This window comes from Ureibacillus xyleni (assembly GCF_900217795.1).
Taxonomy (GTDB): Bacteria; Bacillota; Bacilli; order Bacillales_A; family Planococcaceae; genus Ureibacillus; species Ureibacillus xyleni.
In genome coordinates, this window is the sequence record NZ_OBMQ01000011.1 from 68,222 (window position 1) to 88,593 (window position 20,372).

Below are 20,372 nucleotides of genomic sequence, written 5' to 3' on the forward strand. Positions count from 1 at the left end.
GGAAGGAGACCGTTCTCCTTCCGTTAAAATATACTATTCAGCTCATGCTAGTCACGTTTTGATTTTTGACCCCAATATTGGTAAAGGTCCGTACGAATAAACCCGTTAAATAGTTTACGTTTTTTTGTTGCTTTTTTTCCATATAGTTGCTCAAAGTTCTCCATCGAAGAAAGCATATAAACAGACCAAGTTGGATAATTTTTCATAACATTTCCTAAGTCTTTAATCACTTTTTCAATTTCCTCTTTTTCCCCAATACGTTCTCCATATGGTGGGTTCGAAATTATTACACCATCTGTTAATCTCGTTGTAAAGTCAGTTGCTTGCATTTGTTTAAACGTAATTAAATCTGCAAATCCTGCTTCAAGTGCATTGTCTTGAGCAACTTGGACCATACGATGATCAATATCTGAACCAATAATTTCAAGGGGCTGATCATATTTTGCAAGGTCATCTGCTTCATTTCGAGCATCGTCCCAAATTTTTGCTTTCATCCAAGGCCAATCTTCTGAAATAAATTCTCGATTGTAGCCAGGTGCAATGTTTTGACCAATCATGGCAGCTTCTAACGGAATGGTACCGGAACCACAAAACAGGTCGACAAATGGTCTAGTTGGGCTCCATTTTGATATTTTCACTAATGCCGCAGCAAGAGTTTCCTTTAAAGGCGCTTCCCCTTGTGTTTGTCTATAGCCACGCTTATGTAAACCAACACCAGAAGTATCGATGGTTAATGTTGCTACATCTTTTAAAATAGACACTTCTATTTTATAACTTGAACCAGATTCGTCTAAGAATCCAAGACGTTTGTAATGAAACTTCATTCTTTCAACAATTGCTTTCTTTACAATTGCCTGACAATCAGGAACACTAAATAATTTAGATTTAACAGATTTACCAGATACAGGGAAGTTTGCATCAACTGGTAAATATTGTTCCCAATTAATTGCTTTTGTATTCTCGAATAATTGATCAAAAGTTTCTACTGGAAATTCTGCAACAACAATTTTGACACGATCTGCTACTCGTAACCAAAGATTACACCTTGCAATTGCTGTTTCATCACCTTCAAAATAGACTTTGCCATTTTCTACTCTCGTCTCATATCCTAAATCTTGTACTTCTTGCGCTACAATCGACTCAAGTCCCATTGCAGCTGTTGCTACTAATTGATATTTTGCCATTATTCAATTTCTCCTTGATGTTCATATTCCCAAAGTTGTAAAAATTCAATTAACTCATCCATTGGGATTGGTTTACTGAAATAATACCCTTGAATATAATCACAACCCATTTCACGCAAAATATTAATTTGCTGAATACTTTCAACACCTTCTGCGATCACTTTCATGTTTAGTCGATGTGCCATTTGGATAATTGCATCTACTACCGCCTGTTTATCATCCAAGTTAACAATATGATGGATAAAACTACGGTCAATCTTTAAATAATCCAATGGAAAACGCACTAAGTAACTTAAGGAAGAATAACCTGTCCCAAAATCATCAATAGATAATTTAAAGCCGAGTTGTTTCAAGCGCACTAGCTTACGGATTGTATCTTCCTCGCTATTCATTACTGTACGTTCAGTAACTTCTATTTCAAAATTTTGGGCGGATGTATTGTATTTTTCTAACGTCTTCTGTATGGATTCTAAGAAATTTTGTTGTTGGAAGTGTATGCTAGAAATATTAATGGAAATGGATAATTTTGAATATCCCGCCATTCGCAAAACCGCTAACTCTTCACAAGCCTTCTCCAAAATGATTTCACTGATTGGAATAATTAATCCTGTTTCCTCAGCGTAAGGAATAAATTCTGCTGGCGAAACAAATCCCAGCTTGTCATTTTTCCATCGCACAAGCGCTTCTAACCCAATAATTTTGTTCTTTTTAATATTTACTTTTGGCTGATAATACAATTCAAAGTCACGATGTTCAATTGCTTTTCGAATTTCAGTATCGAGCGTAATTAATCGTTCGTTATCCGTGTTTAGTTCTTCAAAATAAAATGAGAAACCATTTCGTCCATTTTGTTTTGAAAAATACATCGCTTTATCTGCACGATTCACTAAATCGTCCGTTGTAACACCATCATGCGGATAAATACTTATTCCTATACTTGTTGATACAAATAATTCTTGGTTATTAATTAAAACTGGTCTTTCAATTTCACGAATCACTTCTTCAGCAAACTTCGCCGCTTCTCTAGGATGATGAATGTTAGTAAGAGTTATAACAAATTCATCACCACCGTAACGAGCAACAATGTCTTTGTTATTTAATAATCGTTTTATTCGTTTTGCAACTTCGACTAAAAGTAAGTCGCCAATTGAATGTCCTAGTGTATCATTTACTTGTTTAAAACGGTCTAAGTCTAAGAAAAAAACTGCATGTTGAACAGAGTTTAGAGACGTCGATGAAGATTCTAAGAGGGTATTCATTTTCTCAAGAAAGGCGAAACGGTTATTTACATCTGTTAGTGAATCAGTTAGAGCACGTTTTTCCAACTCATTTTCAACAGTTTTTCGTTCGGATAAGTCCGTGAATATCCCACAATAATTCGTTACATTCCCTTTTTCGTCCTTAATTTTAATAATTGTTAACCACTCCGGATAAATTTCACCCGTTTTTCGGCGATTCCATATTTCACCTTGCCAGACACCATGTTCAGACAAATTCTTCCACATTTCAATATAGAAAGCGCGATCATGGACACCAGATTGTAGGATAGTTGGATTTTTTCCGACAACTTCGTCAAATTTATATCCTGTAACAATTTCAAAGGCTGGATTCACAATAATGATGTTTCTATCAGCATCAGTGACCATAATTCCTTCATAGATATTCTCGAAGATCTTCATGAAGATTTGATAAGGATAAGCAAATTTTCCGTTTTCACTTATTTTATTCAACATACTTAAAGCGTCCCTCATATTGATTCTCCCTATTCTCTCTAAAAGAAAGGCTCTCCAAAGAAATGGAGAGCCTATCGTATTGAGCATATGCCCTTATGTATCACATACCATCTCTTTTTTAAGAGAAGTATGTTTTAATCGGACATTCTTTAGTCCTGTTTAATTTTTATTGATGAGGTTTATTATGTTATTTAAATCATAGTGATTCGTAAGCCATGTTTTGTTCCCGAGTACTCAAGCGGCCTAAGCCTCGTACGAACCGGGTAGTAATCATCTATCTACGCTAGTAATAGCGTCCCTCCATCCGTTCAATTCCTTCAGGAGAGTGCCCCTACCATAATTTGGGTTTCTCACTCGTGGGGTTTACCTCGTTCCACCTTCAACGTTTCCATTGAAGCTCCGTCACTGTGGCACTTTCAGGAAGTGTTAACCATATCAAAAGACTTAGGTTGTCCTTCCGCCGTCAAGCGATTGCTTGCCTTACCTTATTTTTTCAGTAAGCACGAACACTACGGTCATCTCAGATCCGTGTGAGCATGGACTTTCCTCTACAACTTCAAAGAGCTGCAGCGATTACCTGAATGACTATGACAAAATACATTATAAATGAAAATGAAGATAAAAACAACACCAAAATGATGTTTATTCAAATAGTTTGCTGCCAAACACTTCTTTTTCTAAATTGGACAATCGTTTTAATATATCAAAATTAGTATTGCTCGTCGCTGGTTGTACTTGTGTTCTTCTGCTCGCTGTATTTTCTAATTCATCTTTTAAACGTTTATTTTCAGCACGCAATTCTTCCACTACTTTTTCGAATGCGTCATAATCTTCCATAATTTGATCTAAAAATTGATCTACTTGGTCAACATTGTAACCTTTCATCGACTTTTTAAATTCTTTTTCTAAGATGATCTTTGAACTTAGTTTAATATCCATTCACATCGCCCTTCCATGCAATACGTACATATTTCCAATTATATCATATGACAACTATAAAAAGGATTGTAAGAAACTATTAAATAAGGTGAATAATTATTTTTAAAACAAGTTGAAAAATGTCAAATTATGCGCTTACCCGGGAAATTATTTCCCCCACAATTTATTTTCCAATCTGTTCAAACGTTTTGTCCATTCATCTAATTTTCTAGTTCGCTGCTCTATTTTTAAAAATGGTTGATGATTAATTAATTCAATTCCATTAAGCGTATTTTCTAATGCCTTCTCATAATCTTTATAATGATGTTCATAAATGATTGCTAAGTTTTCTAAAGCCTTTAACTTCTCTCGATTTTCAATGCTTCGTAATGCTTTATGAAATGATTGAGTAGCATCCTCATATTCTTTGTTGCGTTTTTGTTGTAATGCTAAATAAAAGTGAGCTAATCCCGCTTCAGATTCATTGAACGTATTTGTTACACTACGTAAAACATTTTGGCTCTGCTCATTTTGTTTTAAGTCTCCGTACCATTTCCCAATATTTGTATAAGTCGTGGCCGTTTCTATATGATTTTCAAGTAGAAGATTTGTTGAATGGATATAAAGCGTAATAAGCGATAATAAATCCCATTCATTATGCGTTAACACCTTCATCAAACTACTTGCATTTCCACTTTTTACCGCATCCGTATATATGATTGGCGCAAGAAAACCTGGAATATCGCCATTTCGTTTAAAACCAAGTTTCGCTTCTTCGACTTGTGTTAATTTCATTCTTTCCAAATTATTTTTCCATATGCGTTTTGAGCTATGTAATAAATCAATTTGTCGCATGTTTCGTAATTTTGGCAAAATATGTTGATTCAATGTCCATCTTGTTTCTAATTGAGGCCAATCAAAACTTTTTCCATTATATGTTACAATCGTTTTATTATGCTGCCATAATTTTGATTCAAACAAAAAAGCCGCTTCGTTTGAAGGATCCGCTAACACATATTGAGTTAATAGAAATTTATTTTCTGAAACTTCTAAAAAACCTAACAGAAAAATATTTGTTCCGACACCTTTTAGCCCTGTCGTTTCTGTGTCAAAAAATACAACCGTTTCGTCAGGATGAATCGAAAATGGATGTTCAATTGTTGATGTTTGCCACTTATCTATTGCTTCAAAAAACATTTTTAGTTGGTATGAACCATGTAAATAGTCAAGAGGATATTCGACTTGTCGTTTAAATAAAATACCAAAGTCATTTTCAACAACAAGTAAACCTTCCTTTTTCCACTCCTCAAGATACCAGGGTTTCTCCGGCTTCTTAAAGGCGGGTTTTTCCACACTTTTCTCTTGTTTTTTCCCAAGCATTTGCTTTAGCTGCATCATTTTATTTTCATATGACATTGATTATCACATCATTTCGCGTAATAAAATTGACAATACTTTTAAAACTTTCCCTTTACTTTCATTTAAACTGTCTTGAGCACCAATACAGGATGGACACCCCGAACTACACGGACATTGTTTAACATGCGCTATTGTTTGTTCTAGTATTGGCAGTAAAATATCATACACTCTTTCACTAAGACCAATTCCCCCAGGATAACTGTCATAAATAAAGAGAGTTGGCCGATCGTTATGTACCGCTTTTACTTGTGGTACTACGGATAAATCGTTACGGTCACATTGGATAAATAGCGGGATAAATGAACCAATTGCGTATGCAGCACCAGTTAGGGAATCGGTTAACATTTCTTCTGACCAGTTTTCCGGCATATCAAAGGACATCCACGTCGCATTTGTATGCATTTCGAGTGGCGGAATATGAATTTTACCTGAGCCGATATTTTCATGGGTTTGAAAACGGATTTTTTTAAAGATGGTTGGAATAGCTAGTAAACTAATATCGCCATAGCTTACACTAGCAGTCTCGTAATCTGCTCTTTTATCTTCATTTAAAACTTTTAATTCTACTGCTAGGTTCGCATCTGTGAAATAATCGACATCTACTTCTCTCACAAAGGCTTTCTTTTCTTCCCAATCCAATTTTTCTACTTGAAATTGAGTTCCTTGGTGTAAATAAATCGCTTCTTCATGCAATAACGTCATCGCACTATACGTATCCATTTCACCAATCACTTTTGTGCCTGCAGGAATGGTTCGGTCGATAATGACGACATTTTCTTGTGATGCAGAACGCAAACTTATTTCATGAGCTGGGAATCGTTCACTCATCCAATACCACTGCCCGCTTGTTTTAATAACGACGCCTTCTTCTTCTAAAAATTCCAATAACTGTTGAACTTCAAATTCCCCATAACTATCCGTTGTCGCAAACGGTAACTCAAAGACCGCACATTTTAAATGGTCCATCAAGATTAAAATATTTTCAGGATTAATTAATGCTTCTTCTGGTGAGCTGCCAAGAAGATAGTTAGGATTATTCACAACGTATTGGTCAAGTGCAGTGGAATTTGCTACATAGATGATTAAAGCGGAATCCTGTCTTCTCCCTGCTCGACCTGCTTGTTGCCATGCACTAGCTATATTACCAGGATACCCCGTCATGATACAAGCTTGTAATTGCCCAATATCAACGCCAAGTTCTAGTGCATTTGTACTAACTACAATTTGGATATTTCCGTTTCTTAATCCTTTTTCGATGGCTCTTCTTTCTGTCGGTAAATAGCCACCTCGATATCCACGAATGCTTTCGTCTTGAATTTTATTTTTCGTTAAACTCTTTAAATAGGTAACTAACATCTCCACGCGAACACGAGATTTTGCAAAAACGATTGATTGAATACCTGCTTCATAGAGTCTTGTTGCTAAATCACGAACCTCAAGGACACTACTCCGTCTAACGCCAAACGTAGGGTGAACAATTGGTGGGTTATAAAATAAAAAAGTCTTTTTCCCAACAGGTGCTCCTGAATTGGCAATTAGCTCGTGTTTTGTATTCGTTAGTTTTTCTGCTAATTCCTTTGGGTTTTTAATTGTGGCAGAAGTACAAATAAAAATTGGGTCACTTCCATAAAATGCACAAATTCTTTTTAATCTTCTAAGTACTTGGGCAACATGACTTCCAAATACACCTTTATATGTATGTAATTCATCAATGACGATATACTTTAAATTTTCAAAGAGAGAAACCCATTTTGTGTGGTGTGGCAAAATTCCGGAATGTAGCATATCAGGATTTGTCATGATAATATGACCAGCTTTTCGGATTTTTTGCCTTATTCCCGGTGCTGTGTCTCCATCATAGGTATAACTTAATACCTCTTCTCCCATTAACTCGATTAAATCATTCAAATCTGCTTTTTGATCCTGAGCAAGGGCTTTGGTAGGAAATAAATAAATAGCTCGACTTGAAGGATCTTCTAGTATTTTTTGTAGGACAGGTAAATGATAACAAAGTGATTTTCCAGAGGCAGTGGGAGTAACAGCAGTAAAAGATAGATTACTTGACGCATAATCAAAAGCTTCTCTTTGATGAGTATATAATTGAGAAATTCCTCTCGTTTCTAAAGCCTTTTTTATCGAAGGGTGAAGTTTATCTGGGAAAGAAGAGAATTTCGCCTCTTGCCCTTCTAACGTTTGCCAATGAAGGATATTTTGTTTTAACTCTTCATCGTACATCCATTCATTTAAAAGTTCATCAATTGTTCGTTTTTTATTGAGCATAATCACTATCCTCCATTAAATATCGTAAAAAGAAAGTTAATGTATAATGCACAGATTGAACAGATTGAATAAATCGTTTTTTACTCGTTTCCTTATAGAAAGATTGGACAACAAACTGGTTCATAGCATCTACAACATTGTTAATTTGTGATTGGTGTATATATTTCGGATTATTTTCTTTAATCCATTCCAATGCATTATGTTTCCAATCATTTAATAATAATTGAATTTTGTCTGCATGAGGTTTTACTTCTTCAAAAAATTGAGGAGTAGCGTCAAGTTCACGTTGTTGAAAGAAACGATCCTTCGACGCATCACACTCTATTAATAATTGTTTTGTTTGTTCAATAAGTTGCATTATAACGACCTCTTATTTAGAAATATAGTATCGCTTTTAGTTTATCAAAAATTAAACTATTTCACTAGTAATAGGGGAACACGCATTCTTTACATGGAATTGCTTTTCTGCTAAGCTTATTTTTTGATAAGTGGTACCAAGACGTGAATAAAATTGGTCATGAATTAATGCACGTTCATTATCAATTTTAGCTGTCATCATTTTATCAACACAGTCAATTTGTGAAATGAGCCTTTGAATTCGATCCATTATCATTCCTCCCTTGACTGTAAAATTCACTATTAATTGTTAAACTCCTCTCGACTTGTCAAAACTAGACATAGGATGCTAAAACAAGAAAATTTTCGCTATAATTCTATTATAAAGTCAATTTTAAACAATTTAATCATTTTCAAGAGGTGATTTCATGGTGATCAATTATCCTAACGGCAAACAATTTAGGCCAAAGACGAATGAAATTACAAATGAAAAGAAAGTCGTGAAAAAAGACAAAGACCTTTCTTTTAGTAATCGGGGAAAAACCCTTGAAGATGAACTAAATGAGACAAATATATATTATCTAAATCACCAAAAAGCCATCATTCATAAGAAACCTGTTCCTGTACAAATCGTTAAAGTAGAGTATCCATCAAGAAGTGCAGCTGTTATACGGGAAGCATACTTCAGAACACCTTCTACCACTGACTATAATGGCGTTTGGAATGGATATTATATTGATTTTGAGGCAAAAGAAACGGAGAGTAAAACATCATTCCCTTTAAAAAACATTCATCAGCACCAAGTCACCCATATGAAACAAGTAACAAATCAAAAAGGGATAGCATTTATGATTGTACGTTTTTCATCACTAGAACGATATTTCGTCGTTCCTTTCAATATTATTAATGAAGCGTGGACTTTGATGGAGCAAGGTGGTCGCAAATCAATTCCATTAAAAATATTCGAAACTAAGACCTATGAAATAACGCCTGGGTATAACCCGAGAATTGATTATTTATCCGTAATAACAAATTTAATAGCAAACGAAGAATCATAGTTTGTTAAAGTGAGGAGATTATCTTGACAGAAAAACGTCGTACGCGTGAAGAATTAAAGCGTCAACGCGAAAAACAAAAGAAAGCACAAAAAAAGCCAATTATGCAGTGGGTTAAAAGAATTGCAATGATTGTTGTGATTATCGGAGTAGTTGGCTTTTTAGGTGGTGTTGGATTATTTGCATATTACGCAAGTTCTGCACCCGAATTAGATGAAGAATCATTAAAAGATCCAATATCGTCTGAATTCTACGATAAAAACGGTGAACTATTTGCAACAATCGGTACCATTGATCGCAAATATGTAACTTATGATGAAATCCCTCCAGAATTGGTTGATGCCGTTTTGGCAACTGAAGATGTACGTTTCTTTGACCATTTCGGATTAGATATTTGGCGTACAGCTGGTGCCGTATTAGCAAACTTCCGTGATGGATTTGGTTCACAAGGTGGTAGTACGATTACCCAACAAGTTATTAAAAACTCATTTTTTGATAACGGAAAAACGTTAAAACGTAAAGCACAAGAAGCATGGTTAGCCATTCAACTAGAGCAGCAATACGAAAAAGAAGAAATTTTTGAAATGTACTTCAATAAAATCTTAATGTCTGGACGAATTCACGGCATTGCAACAGCTGCAAAACACTTTTTTGGTAAAGAATTAAATGAGCTTGAGTTGGACGAGATGGCACTTTTAGCTGGAATGCCTCAAAGTCCAAACAATTATAATCCGTTCCGTAATCCAGAACGTGCCCAACAACGCCGAGACTTAGTACTTGATTTAATGGTAATGCACGAGAAAATTTCTGAAGCTGAAGCCAAAGCAGCAAAAGAAATCGATGTCGCATCTCGTGTCCTTCCAGAAGAAGAACGTCAATCAATAGCAGGAACAAAATATGATGCATTTTTAGACGTTGTATTAAGTGAAATTGAAGCAAACGGTGACGGAGAAGCACTTTCTGAAGGAATAAAAGTATATACAACTTTAGATCCAAATGCCCAATCAGTTGTAGAAGATGTTATGAACAACGCAGGAAACTTCCCTACTGAAACAATTCAATCAGGGGTTTCAGTTATTGATACAAAAACTGGTGAAATCCGTGCAATTGGCGGTGGACGAAATTATGGTGCAGAACGTGGCTTTAACTTTGCATACGACTTAACAACGCGTGCACCTGGTTCGACAATCAAGCCACTTTTAGATTATGGCCCGGCAATTGAAAACTTAAAATGGTCAACCGGTCAAACAATTGTAGACGAAAGAATGTCTTACACTGGTTCAGATAAAATTATTTCTAACTGGGACAACAAATACTTAGGTGCCATGACAATCCGTGAAGCCCTATATACATCTCGTAATGTCCCTGCTGTTAAGGCATTACAAGAAGTTGGTACGGATAACGCAAAACAATTCATCTCAAAATTAGGGATTAATGTTGAAAACGTTTATGAATCAGATGCCATTGGTGGCGGTAATGTAAGCTTAACACCAATCCAAATGTCTGCTTCATATGCTGCCTTTGGTAATAATGGTATTTACAATAAACCAAAATCCATTAAAGAAATTGTTTATCGTGATGGATCTAAGAAATCTTACAAAACAGAACCTGTTGTAGCTATGAATGACTACACGGCTTATATGGTAACAGACATTTTACGTGATGTTGTAAGTAATAAGCGAAACGCATCTGGTACTGCAGCTGCTGTTTCAGGACTTGATGTAGCTGGTAAAACGGGTACAACAAACTATGATGCAAAAGACTTCCAAGAATTCAATTTACCAAGTAGTGCTGTTCCAGATTCATGGTTTGCAGGCTATACTACAAATTATTCCATTGCAATTTGGAGTGGATACGCAGATTATTCTGATCCTATTACTTCGTGGGATGAGCGTCGATTACCACAAACTTTATTTAAGTCGATTATGTCTCAAATTTCAGCAAATGTTGAAACACCGAACTTTACGCGACCAAGTACTGTTGTGGAAGCGACAATCGAAGTAGGTTCTAACCCATTAAAATTAGCGAGCGAATATACACCAGCTGAATTACGTCAAACGGAATTATTTGTGAAAGGTACAGAGCCTACGCAAGTTTCTGAGGAATTTGAAGAACAAACAATAAACGCACCAACGAACTTAAAAGCGAATTATAGCGATGTTGGTGGCTTAGTCGACTTATCTTGGGAATTTACACCACCTGAAACTGATGAGGAAAATAGTACTCCTTTAAATGTTACTTTTGAAGTTTCAATGGCGGTAGATAACGGCGCACCGGTTGTCGTAGGAACACCGACAGCGAACCAAGTGACATTATCAAATATCGAGCCAGGCCGTAATTATACCTTCTCTGTCGTAGCGGTTTCCGGTGACCTTCGCAGTGAACCTGCTACCGTTTCAATCTACATTGATCATGCAATCGAAGAACCTGAAGTTGAACAACCTGAAGGAGACTTTGGTGAGGATTACAACAATGGCAATAACGGAAATGGCAATGGAAATGGCAACAATGGAAATAACGGGAACGGCAATAACGGAAATGGTAACGGGAATAATGAGGATTTTGAGGATTGGTTTGGACCAGGAGAAAATGAAGGTGAAGTAGTACCACCGACAAATCCGAATAGCCCGACAACTGAATAAAATCGTTTAGCCATAATAAAAGGGATTATCAATTGGTCAAGAGTGACTTGTTGATAATCCCATTTTTTATTTTATCCGAAGACGTGCAAGACGTTTTTTTAATTCCTTAAATAGTTCATCTAATTGACGATAGCAAGCATATTGTGCGGGTCTTGCTTTAATAAATAAGATTCGTTCCATTCCATTTATCGGTAATACCTCATACTGCTCTTTTTCATTCATTGACGAATCCTCAACATCGGAACAATCTATAACACATTGTTCAAATAGCGCAATCCCCTGCTCCATTAAAGGCTTAGTATTATTACTTCGGTTAGAGTGAGCTTCATGAATTAAAGCACTTATTTGATCCCACTTTTCAAAATATGGATCAACTTTTTCTTTTTGTAGAGCCTGTTTATTAACCTGTATCATTGTTTCACCAAACCTTTTTTCAACCTCTTTTGACCTTCCCGACAAAGTTCCAAAAGTGGACATTCGCCACACTGCGGGTTTTGAGCTTTGCAATGATAACGACCAAAAAAGATTAGCTGATGATGTGTTTTGGACCAATTTTCTTTTGGCGTCTTTTTCATAATCGTCTCTTCTACTTCAAGTACAGTGTCTTTTAACCGACATAGCCCAAGTCTTTTTGAAACACGCTCAACATGTGTATCTACTGCAAGAGCAGGGATATTGAAGGCTACAGATAAAACAACATTTGCGGTTTTTCGACCAACTCCCGGTAAAGTCACTAACTGTTCGCGACTTCGAGGGATTTCGCCATTGAATTCATTGATTAGCTTTTCACATAAAGCTTGAATGTTTTTTGCTTTATTTCGATATAACCCGATGGAACGAATATCATTTTGTAATTCTTCCAAAGGCACTGCTAAGTAATCCTCTGGTGTTTTATATTTTTTAAACAGATCTTTCGTCACTTTGTTTACAAGAACATCGGTACATTGTGCTGACAATAATGTTGCAATTGTTAACTCAAACGGGTTATCGTGTACAAGCTCACAATGTGCATCCGGAAACATTTTGTCCATTTCGTCTAAGCAATGTTCCCATTGTTTTTTTGTAAGCATGATATTTCACCCCTTAATGCTATTCCCTTTCTTCTAACCAATTGTAAAAAGAGACTTTTTTCAGCACTGGTTCTGATTGTTGCACTTTTTTAGGTTGTACTATAGTTGTTTTATTATGGAATTGTTCTGTATGTTTTTCTACTTGTTTTACAGAAGTAATATTTTTCTTTTTCCATTCAAATAAAATACGGTCTATATAGCGTAATGATAGTTTGCCAGCTAACACAGCTTCTTTTAGTGCTGCTTTAATAATATTCGGTGAATGGTGATCAACATCCATCCACATGGAAATGGTTTCGATTTCCATTGGAGAAAGCAACCTTCCAAACTCCTGTTCAAAAAGAGAGAAAATCGCGCCCTCTTCGTTTTTCTCTTCCTCTTGTTCTTTTTTTCTAGTTGACGTTTCGAGATAATCGAGAATTCTTTCCCATAATGGGTATACTGAATATTTTTCATATAATTTTCCATTTGAGTCAATGCCTTGTGTAATTTCTAAAAACCCTTTTTGAATCAACCTTTGTAGTTTAAGTGTGATATCATTTTCGTTAAAGTGGAGCCTTTCTGTCAGATCCGTGGGAGTTGGGAAATCATTTTGCTCTGAATGAAAAGCAAGAAGATGGAGTAAAAGAAGTGCTTCATCATCAGGAATTTTTAATGACTTATAATGTTGAAAAAAAAGTTGAGGTACGTTTACATGCCCTTGATCTGACCACATCCGGAGTCGTTGATTTTTTACATTCATTATTAGACTCCCTTCCTTCGAGAAAAATCATGATTGTTTTTATTCTTAGTTAATCGATAGATAGTGAGTTGGTACAATTCCAATTTTTCGCTTTTACTCCAACTCGATTTTATCTTTCAACCAGCTTTTGAAAGCCACTTCTATCCGATTTTGAATCGGTTTTGTCCTTCATCGAGCTTATGAAAACCATTTCTAGGTTGCATAGACTAATATCCTACACTTAGCTTTCGTTAGAGAAGTGCATAGCCTTCCTTAAGATTTCATTTTCCTCTCTAAGTTGGGCTAATTGTTTTTCGTTTTGCTTTTTAAGTTTCTCCACTTCTGCAATGGGGATTTGGGGCTTATTGATTTTTGCTCTATATTCTTTTACCCACCGACTAATTGACTTTGGAGAAAGGTCGAGTTCATGCAAGTTCAGATGCTTTTCTACCTTGCTCTACAACTAATTTTGAAACATGCTCCTTAAATGCTTGATCGAACTGTTTACCTTTTTTTACACAGCCTTTTTTTAAACTTAAAGGAAAACGCCCGTATAAACGGACGCTTTTTTATAGTTATTTTAAGGATAAAGTCTATTTAATAATCTTGGGAACGGAATAGATTCACGTACATGTTCTGCACCACTGATCCAAGCAACCGTTCTTTCTAAACCTAAGCCGAATCCAGAGTGTGGAACAGAGCCTTGCTTACGTAAATCTAGGTACCATGCATAAGCTTGTTCATCTAACTTATGTTCTTGGATGCGTTGTTTTAGCAATTCAAAGTCATGAATACGTTCTGAGCCACCAATAATTTCTCCGTAGCCTTCTGGTGCGATTAAGTCCGCACATAAAACAACATCGTCTCTTTCTGGGTGAGGTTGCATATAGAACGGTTTAATACCAGTTGGATAGCAAGTAATAAACACTGGTTTGTCATAATGCTCTGCAATTGCTGTTTCGTGTGGTGCGCCGAAATCGTCTCCCCATGTGATGTCAGTAAATCCTTTTTCTTGTAAAAACTTAATCGCATCATCATAAGAAATACGTGGGAAAGGTGCTTGAATATTTTCAAGTTTTGACGTATCTCGATCAAGACGTTCTAATTCCATTTTGCAATTTTTCAATACGGATTGAACAATGTACGCAACGTATTGCTCTTGTACTTCTAAATTTTCTTCAAATTCAACAAATGCCATTTCTGGTTCAATCATCCAAAATTCAATTAAATGACGGCGAGTTTTTGATTTTTCTGCACGGAATGTTGGGCCAAACGAGAAAACCTTCCCTAACGCCATTGCCGCTGCTTCCATATATAACTGACCAGATTGTGAAAGATACGCATCTTCGTCAAAATATTTTGTGTGGAAAAGCTCGGATGTTCCTTCTGGTGCTGAACCTGTTAAGATAGGAGGGTCAATTTTCACAAACCCGTTGTTGTTGAAAAATTCATAGGTAGCACGAATGATTTCATTGCGAATTTTCATAATGGCATGTTGTTTACGAGAACGTAGCCATAAATGACGGTTATCCATTAAAAACTCAACACCATGTTCTTTCGGTGTAATTGGATAATCCACTGCAGCTTGAATGACTTCAATGCCAGTAATATTCAATTCACAACCAAAGCTAGAACGTGTATCTTCCTTTACAACGCCTGTCACATACATTGATGTTTCTTGTGTCAAACCTTTTGCAGTCGCAAATAGTTCTTCCCCTACTTCTTCTTTAACGATGACGCCTTGGACAAAACCAGAACCATCACGTAATTGTAAGAAAGCAATTTTTCCGCTTGAACGTTTGTTTGCTAACCAAACGCCTATTTTGACCGTTTCACCAATAGACGATGGCATTTCTTTAATCATAATTTTTTTCATATTGTTCCTCCAACAATATTATTCTTGTCCAGATTCAGGCGTTGATTTTCCCCAAAATGTAAAGGCGCGTTGGAATTTTTTTGTATGAAAGCAAAGCCAAGCGCCACTTACTTTTTATACTAATTTAGTCTTGCCATTTCGATCTAACAAAGTTGTCCATTCGTTTTACCGCTTCTTCTAATAACTCTAAAGAAGTTGCATAGCTTAAACGAATTGTTGATGGTACACCGAAGCCTGAACCTGGAATAACTGCAACATTTGCCTCTGTAAGTAAAGCTGTCACAAAGTCATCTACTGAATTGTATCCTGTTTTAGCTGCTGCTTCCGAAACATCTGGTAATAGATAGAATGCACCTTGAGGTTTTAACACTTTAAAACCAGGGATCGCACTTAACTTTGGATAAATCACTTCTAAACGCGATTCAAATGCTTGACGCATTTCTTCAACAGAATTTTGTGGTCCATTATATGCTTCAATTGTTGCATATTGAGAAGTTGTCGTAGGGTTTGAAGTTGAATGAGATGCTAAGTCTGTCATTGGTTTGATAATCTCTGCATCACCAGCTGCATAACCAATACGCCATCCTGTCATTGAATGGGATTTTGCCACACCGTTTACGACAATTGTACGAGCTTTCACTTCATCAGAAAGTTGAGCAATTGAGAAATGTTCTACTCCATTGTATAAAAGCTTTTCATAAATTTCATCTGATACGATTAGGATATCGTGTTCAACGGCAACAGCCGCAAGTTCCGTAAGCTCTTCACGCGTGTAAACCATTCCAGAAGGGTTACTTGGCGAGTTAATGATAACCGCTTTTGTTTTTTCTGTAATTGCTTCGCGTAGTTGAGCTGCAGTAATTTTAAAGTTTTGTGCAGCATCACTTTCTACGTATACTGGGACACCGCCAGCTAGTTTTACTTGCTCCGGATATGAAACCCAGTAAGGAATTGGAATGATTACTTCATCGCCTTCATCTAAAATTACTTGGAATAGTGTATAAAGAACATGTTTCGCACCGATTCCAACGATGATTTCATTTTGTTTATATTGTAGTTGGTTATCACGAGATAATTTATCGATAATTGCTTGCTTTAAAGCAGGAAGCCCCCCTGCTGGCGTATATTTCGTAAATCCTTTGTTCATCGATTCTAAAGCAGCATCAAGAATGTTTTGTGGTGTATTGAAATCCGGCTCACCAGCACCAAGACCAATTACATCAATGCCTTGATCTTTTAACTCTTTCGCTTTTGCTGTGATTGCTAAAGTTGTTGATGGTGTTAATGTTTTTACACGTTTGGCTAGTAGATCTTTCATCTTTTCATCTTCCCCTTATAAATTCAAAATGCGTTTCCACCATTCTCCATCTTCAAAAACAATATAGACGTAGTTAAGTTTTTCGGACTCGTTCATATAGGTAATTTCCCAAACTGGTCCGACTTCCTCATAGCCTAATTTTGTATGGAGGATTTTTTTTACTTTCTCTTCATTATTTAAAACCGATAAAGCTTGCTCCTTAGTAATACCGTCTTGCAAAAATATTTCCTGAATCGAATTTTCTTCTAAACTGATTGGAACAAATAATGCCTTTTCTTTACCGTCTTCATCTTCCCCGAACACAGTAACATACGGTTTATTACCATTATAAACGTAGCTATCCGTTATTTTAGAAAGCTTTCCAGAAGAGATTGCTAGTTCTTCTGCTTGTTTCTCGATTTTATTAAATGGTGTATCAGCTTTCCATATTACGAGAATAGAAATAACAAGGGACAAAGAAAGTAAAAAAACCGATATGAAAATAACCCAGTTTTTCATTCAATCACCTTCATATTCGTTTTAGTCTTACTTGTCATTTTCGTCAACCTGCTTTCTTTCCTCATCTTTGTTATTATACCAATGTTCTATCTCTAAAACCATATCCTGTAGTGGTAGTTTATGAATAGAAATTTCGGGTAAAGATTTCAAAAATTCTACTCCATATGACTTTGTTTCAATTCGACGGTCTAGCACAATAAAAACACCTTTATCTTGTGATGACCGAATGAGACGACCAAATCCTTGTTTAAATCGTAAAATTGCTTCTGGTAATGATAATTCAGTGAAGGCATTTCGCCCTTGTTGTTGAATCATTAGAGATTTTGCTTTGAAGGTAGGTTCATCTGGAGAAGAGAATGGTAGACGAACGATAATTACTGAAGATAAACTATCCCCCGGTACATCTACCCCCTCCCAAAAGCTGTTTGTCCCGAATAATACGGAGTGACTAAACTTTTGAAATGATTTTAATAACCTCATCCGACTTCCATTCGTTACCCCTTGTGCAAACAGCATATATTCACTTAGCAATTCGCTTTCTTGAATCAGTTCAACGGTTTTTCGTAACATATCTTGGGATGTAAATAATACAAAACAACGCCCATTTGTAGCCCGAACAATTCTAGTAACGGCTAATGCAACAGATTCTATAAAATCTGTTTGGGAAACTGCTTGAATATCTGGCATATCTGTTACGATATAAGTTTGTGCACCCTTATAATAGTGGGATGGAGCTTGAAGAGTTAGTAAAGGCACTGAACTTTTGATTCCTAGTTGGTCTGCAATAAACCGTTCATTATTAGGGACAGAAAGCGACCCAGATGTCCAAATGACTGCTACTTTCTCTCTAATAGGGTTAAACAACTGCTGTATTTTAGTTGTAATATCAATTGGTTTTTTAATGACACGGATACTTCCTGGGAGATTTCGTAAATCAATTTCAATCCATGACGTGTAGTCCGTACTTTGTTGTAGGAACACTTCATCCCATTCTGCTACTTTGATTTTATATTCACGAATCCAATATTCCCACTGTTCCACAACAATTTTGTGCTGCGTGGCAATTTGTTCAATATCGGCTTTATAAATTTCTACCATTCGTTCTGCAAGTTCAATCCAATTTTGCATTGCATGAGAGACACTTTTCATTAATCCTTGATCAAGTACCAATTCCGATAAAAATGCGTTTTGTTTCGTTTCACCTTTTACTTTAGGTTTTAGTCCCTTCATCTGAAAAACAATTTCCTGCATTGCTTTATCAAATAAGTTAACTAATCTCATGTATTTGCGTTCTAATTGATGGAATAGTTGTAATGGGACGCGTTGATTCTTTAAGGCAATTGTTTGAAAAGCCGTAAATAACTGCTGATCTGTAGATAATCCAATTTGTCCAAAAACATATTTCCAGTTGGTAAAAGTGAAAATCGATTCGTCACGATTAACCGCCGCTTGTATGAACTGGTGTGCTTCATCAATGATCCATCCATCAATACTATCAAAAATAGGCTCATTTCGAACTAAATCTGCTAACAACATCGCATGATTTGTAATAATTAAATCAGCTTCTTCGCTTTCCTGAATGGCTCTTTCGTAAAAGTCAAAAACTTGCTGTTGCTGTTTTTGGTTTTCATTATTTTTTCGAATTTTGTCAATAAATAACTGACCCCCACCCGAGACATTTAGCTCGGTTAAATCCCCTGTGTTCGTCTTCGAAAGCCAAACTAAAACTTGAAGAATCGTTAATGTTTCATCATAAGATAAATCTCGCATATTCATTAATTGCTCGAATTTCGCAACATCAACATAATTTTGTTTCCCTTTTAAAAGGGTTACGTTCACCTTACATCCTAGTATTTTCTCTACTTTCGGTAATTCACTGGCTAAAAGTTGTTCTAATAAATGTGTTGTATAAGTGCTAATGCATATTTTTTTATGATTTTGTTTCGCATAGATAACGGATGGCAATAAATAGCCGATTGTTTTTCCGATTCCTGTTGAAGCTTCAATCATAAGTTCTGTTTTTTTATTTAAATTTTCCCAAATGGCATCCATCATTTGAAATTGCCCAGGACGTTCTTCAAATGATTGTATTTGTTGTTGAAATAAAGCAATTTTTTCTTCTGCTGTACTTGGGAACAGTAGTGAATCTTGGTTGTCTTGCATTTTGGAAGGTCGTTTTTTTAATGCCAATTGATTAAAATAAACATTTTCACTTTCTTCTGATACTGTTTTTCGTTTTATTTGCAATGCATCAAACAATAGCTGAGAAATATTCGTTTTAAGCTGAAACGATTTTTTATGCAATTGCTCTAATGTCGTTAATGGAAGTGATAACAACTCTTCCCAACATTTTTTCAAAAGGTAGGCACAGGCTTTGGCATCATCATCCGCGCGATGAGCATTGTCTAATGGAATATCTAAATCCGCTGCCAAGTCCCCTAATTTATAGCTGATAGAAGTAGGAAATAAAATTTTTGAAAGCTCGACAGTATCAATTTTTTTCCCTCTCCATTTGGGTAATCCTGCACGTAAAAACTCAGATTGTAAAAAAGATAAATCAAAATCAGTATTATGGGCTACGAAAATTGCATCTTGTAAAAGTTCGTATATTTCATTTGCATGGGCTTCGAAAGGCAATGCATCCGCCACATCTGCATCAGTAATATTCGTCAAATCCTGAATAAATAGTGGAATTGGTTTACCTGGATGAATGAATGATGTAAAAGTCTTCTCTATACACCAATCTTTCATAATGACTATTGCAATTTGTATCATTCGATCTCCTGAAGCAGGCGAATGACCTGTTGTTTCTAAATCAACAATTGCAAACTTTTGACTTTCCATCATTTTTCTCAACTCACATTTTAATAAATTATAAAGGAATTTTATCATACTTAATTATCTCTGGTCATGCTTTACCCCTATTATTAAAGTTCGATTACAATTGCATAATTCTTTTCAAGCAACAGAAAAAAGCGCCTATTCTAATAGAAGAACAGACGCGAAATTTTATAAATAAAAAGAGCAGGGGCTCATCTCCCTGCTCATGAAAAAAAGCACTCCGACAATCCGTGCCGTAAGCGAGTGCTTTAGTTGTAAAGTATATACTTTACTAGGTTTGGCACCTATTAATATTTTATATCAACAATAGTAAAAAGACAACATAAAATTACATGAAGCAAAATTTTTACACATTTTATAGAAATTTTTTGACATTTCAAAATTTACCTTACACTTCAGTAGTATTTAATGTTATATTCTGAATAATATAACATTTCATCCAACAACTGGGTACAAATGTTATTTAGTACATTTAAAATTA

16 protein-coding genes and 1 other RNA gene are annotated in these 20,372 nt (G+C 35.8%); 2 read left to right on the forward strand and 15 right to left on the reverse strand.

Annotation, left to right across the window (positions count from 1 at the left end):
- Positions 1-47: 47 nt before the first annotated feature.
- The 8 genes from CRO00_RS14760 to CRO00_RS14795 form a co-directional block, all read right to left on the reverse strand.
- Positions 48-1,184: a THUMP domain-containing class I SAM-dependent RNA methyltransferase gene (locus CRO00_RS14760; RefSeq protein WP_097074431.1), complete on the reverse strand. Its 1,137-nt coding sequence runs from the start codon at positions 1,182-1,184 to the stop codon at positions 48-50.
- Positions 1,184-2,917, reverse strand: a complete 1,734-nt coding sequence (locus CRO00_RS14765; protein WP_419865883.1) for a putative bifunctional diguanylate cyclase/phosphodiesterase — start codon at positions 2,915-2,917, stop codon at positions 1,184-1,186. Before CRO00_RS14765 ends, CRO00_RS14760 begins: the two co-directional genes overlap by 1 nt.
- Before the next feature lie 205 nt (positions 2,918-3,122).
- An RNA gene (gene rnpB, locus CRO00_RS14770) (RNase P RNA component class B) lies at positions 3,123-3,502 on the reverse strand.
- 57 nt (positions 3,503-3,559) lie between these two features.
- Positions 3,560-3,856 carry a cell division regulator GpsB gene (gpsB, locus tag CRO00_RS14775; protein WP_097074433.1) on the reverse strand — a complete coding sequence of 99 codons (297 nt, stop codon included), beginning with the start codon at positions 3,854-3,856 and terminating at the stop codon, positions 3,560-3,562.
- A gap of 147 nt (positions 3,857-4,003) precedes the next feature.
- Positions 4,004-5,251 (reverse strand): ribonuclease H-like domain-containing protein, encoded by a 1,248-nt coding sequence (locus CRO00_RS14780; protein ID WP_097074434.1) that lies wholly within the window; start codon positions 5,249-5,251, stop codon positions 4,004-4,006.
- Between the two features lie 6 nt (positions 5,252-5,257).
- Complete coding sequence (locus tag CRO00_RS14785) at positions 5,258-7,534, reverse strand: DEAD/DEAH box helicase (RefSeq protein ID WP_097074435.1); 2,277 nt, start codon at positions 7,532-7,534, stop codon at positions 5,258-5,260.
- Positions 7,524-7,892, reverse strand: coding sequence for a YppE family protein (locus CRO00_RS14790; protein ID WP_097074436.1), 369 nt, complete (start codon positions 7,890-7,892; stop codon positions 7,524-7,526). The genes CRO00_RS14785 and CRO00_RS14790 overlap by 11 nt, the downstream gene beginning before the upstream one ends.
- A gap of 51 nt (positions 7,893-7,943) precedes the next feature.
- Positions 7,944-8,141 (reverse strand): hypothetical protein, encoded by a 198-nt coding sequence (locus CRO00_RS14795; protein WP_097074437.1) that lies wholly within the window; start codon positions 8,139-8,141, stop codon positions 7,944-7,946.
- 157 nt (positions 8,142-8,298) lie between these two features.
- Between CRO00_RS14795 and recU the strand changes: the two genes are divergently transcribed.
- Both recU and CRO00_RS14805 read left to right on the forward strand, forming a co-directional pair.
- Entirely contained in the window at positions 8,299-8,928 is a 630-nt protein-coding gene (recU, locus tag CRO00_RS14800; protein ID WP_097074438.1) for a Holliday junction resolvase RecU, read from the forward strand.
- A gap of 23 nt (positions 8,929-8,951) precedes the next feature.
- Entirely contained in the window at positions 8,952-11,567 is a 2,616-nt protein-coding gene (locus CRO00_RS14805) for a PBP1A family penicillin-binding protein (RefSeq protein ID WP_097074439.1), read from the forward strand.
- A 66-nt stretch (positions 11,568-11,633) separates the two neighbouring features.
- Here the strand turns inward: CRO00_RS14805 and CRO00_RS14810 are convergent, their stop codons facing one another.
- The 7 genes from CRO00_RS14810 to dinG form a co-directional block, all read right to left on the reverse strand.
- Entirely contained in the window at positions 11,634-11,981 is a 348-nt protein-coding gene (locus tag CRO00_RS14810; protein WP_097074440.1) for a YpoC family protein, read from the reverse strand.
- Positions 11,978-12,637, reverse strand: a complete 660-nt coding sequence (gene nth / locus CRO00_RS14815) for an endonuclease III (RefSeq protein WP_097074441.1) — start codon at positions 12,635-12,637, stop codon at positions 11,978-11,980. Before nth ends, CRO00_RS14810 begins: the two co-directional genes overlap by 4 nt.
- A 19-nt stretch (positions 12,638-12,656) precedes the next feature.
- Positions 12,657-13,379 (reverse strand): DnaD domain-containing protein, encoded by a 723-nt coding sequence (locus CRO00_RS14820; RefSeq protein WP_097074442.1) that lies wholly within the window; start codon positions 13,377-13,379, stop codon positions 12,657-12,659.
- Positions 13,380-13,938: 559 nt separating this feature from the next.
- Positions 13,939-15,234, reverse strand: a complete 1,296-nt coding sequence (gene asnS, locus CRO00_RS14830) for an asparagine--tRNA ligase (protein WP_097074444.1) — start codon at positions 15,232-15,234, stop codon at positions 13,939-13,941.
- A gap of 124 nt (positions 15,235-15,358) precedes the next feature.
- Positions 15,359-16,552: a pyridoxal phosphate-dependent aminotransferase gene (locus CRO00_RS14835; protein WP_097074445.1), complete on the reverse strand. Its 1,194-nt coding sequence runs from the start codon at positions 16,550-16,552 to the stop codon at positions 15,359-15,361.
- A 15-nt stretch (positions 16,553-16,567) separates the two neighbouring features.
- Complete coding sequence (locus CRO00_RS14840; protein ID WP_097074446.1) at positions 16,568-17,050, reverse strand: cell wall elongation regulator TseB-like domain-containing protein; 483 nt, start codon at positions 17,048-17,050, stop codon at positions 16,568-16,570.
- A gap of 27 nt (positions 17,051-17,077) precedes the next feature.
- Positions 17,078-19,897 (reverse strand): ATP-dependent DNA helicase DinG, encoded by a 2,820-nt coding sequence (gene dinG / locus CRO00_RS14845; protein ID WP_097074493.1) that lies wholly within the window; start codon positions 19,895-19,897, stop codon positions 17,078-17,080.
- Positions 19,898-20,372 lie beyond the last annotated feature (475 nt).

Excerpts from the sequence above, each read along its gene's own strand:
- CRO00_RS14760 (WP_097074431.1), bottom strand. The coding sequence starts at position 1,184 with ATGGCAAAATATCAATTAGTAGCAACAGCTGCAATGGGACTTGAGTCG.
- CRO00_RS14765 (WP_419865883.1), bottom strand. The coding sequence starts at position 2,917 with ATGTTGAATAAAATAAGTGAAAACGGAAAATTTGCTTATCCTTATCAA.
- gpsB (WP_097074433.1), bottom strand. The coding sequence starts at position 3,856 with ATGGATATTAAACTAAGTTCAAAGATCATCTTAGAAAAAGAATTTAAA.
- CRO00_RS14780 (WP_097074434.1), bottom strand. The coding sequence starts at position 5,251 with ATGTCATATGAAAATAAAATGATGCAGCTAAAGCAAATGCTTGGGAAA.
- CRO00_RS14785 (WP_097074435.1), bottom strand. The coding sequence starts at position 7,534 with ATGCTCAATAAAAAACGAACAATTGATGAACTTTTAAATGAATGGATG.
- CRO00_RS14790 (WP_097074436.1), bottom strand. The coding sequence starts at position 7,892 with ATGCAACTTATTGAACAAACAAAACAATTATTAATAGAGTGTGATGCG.
- CRO00_RS14795 (WP_097074437.1), bottom strand. The coding sequence starts at position 8,141 with ATGGATCGAATTCAAAGGCTCATTTCACAAATTGACTGTGTTGATAAA.
- recU (WP_097074438.1), top strand. The coding sequence starts at position 8,299 with ATGGTGATCAATTATCCTAACGGCAAACAATTTAGGCCAAAGACGAAT.
- CRO00_RS14810 (WP_097074440.1), bottom strand. The coding sequence starts at position 11,981 with ATGATACAGGTTAATAAACAGGCTCTACAAAAAGAAAAAGTTGATCCA.
- nth (WP_097074441.1), bottom strand. The coding sequence starts at position 12,637 with ATGCTTACAAAAAAACAATGGGAACATTGCTTAGACGAAATGGACAAA.
- CRO00_RS14820 (WP_097074442.1), bottom strand. The coding sequence starts at position 13,379 with ATGAATGTAAAAAATCAACGACTCCGGATGTGGTCAGATCAAGGGCAT.
- asnS (WP_097074444.1), bottom strand. The coding sequence starts at position 15,234 with ATGAAAAAAATTATGATTAAAGAAATGCCATCGTCTATTGGTGAAACG.
- CRO00_RS14835 (WP_097074445.1), bottom strand. The coding sequence starts at position 16,552 with ATGAAAGATCTACTAGCCAAACGTGTAAAAACATTAACACCATCAACA.
- CRO00_RS14840 (WP_097074446.1), bottom strand. The coding sequence starts at position 17,050 with ATGAAAAACTGGGTTATTTTCATATCGGTTTTTTTACTTTCTTTGTCC.
- dinG (WP_097074493.1), bottom strand. The coding sequence starts at position 19,897 with ATGATGGAAAGTCAAAAGTTTGCAATTGTTGATTTAGAAACAACAGGT.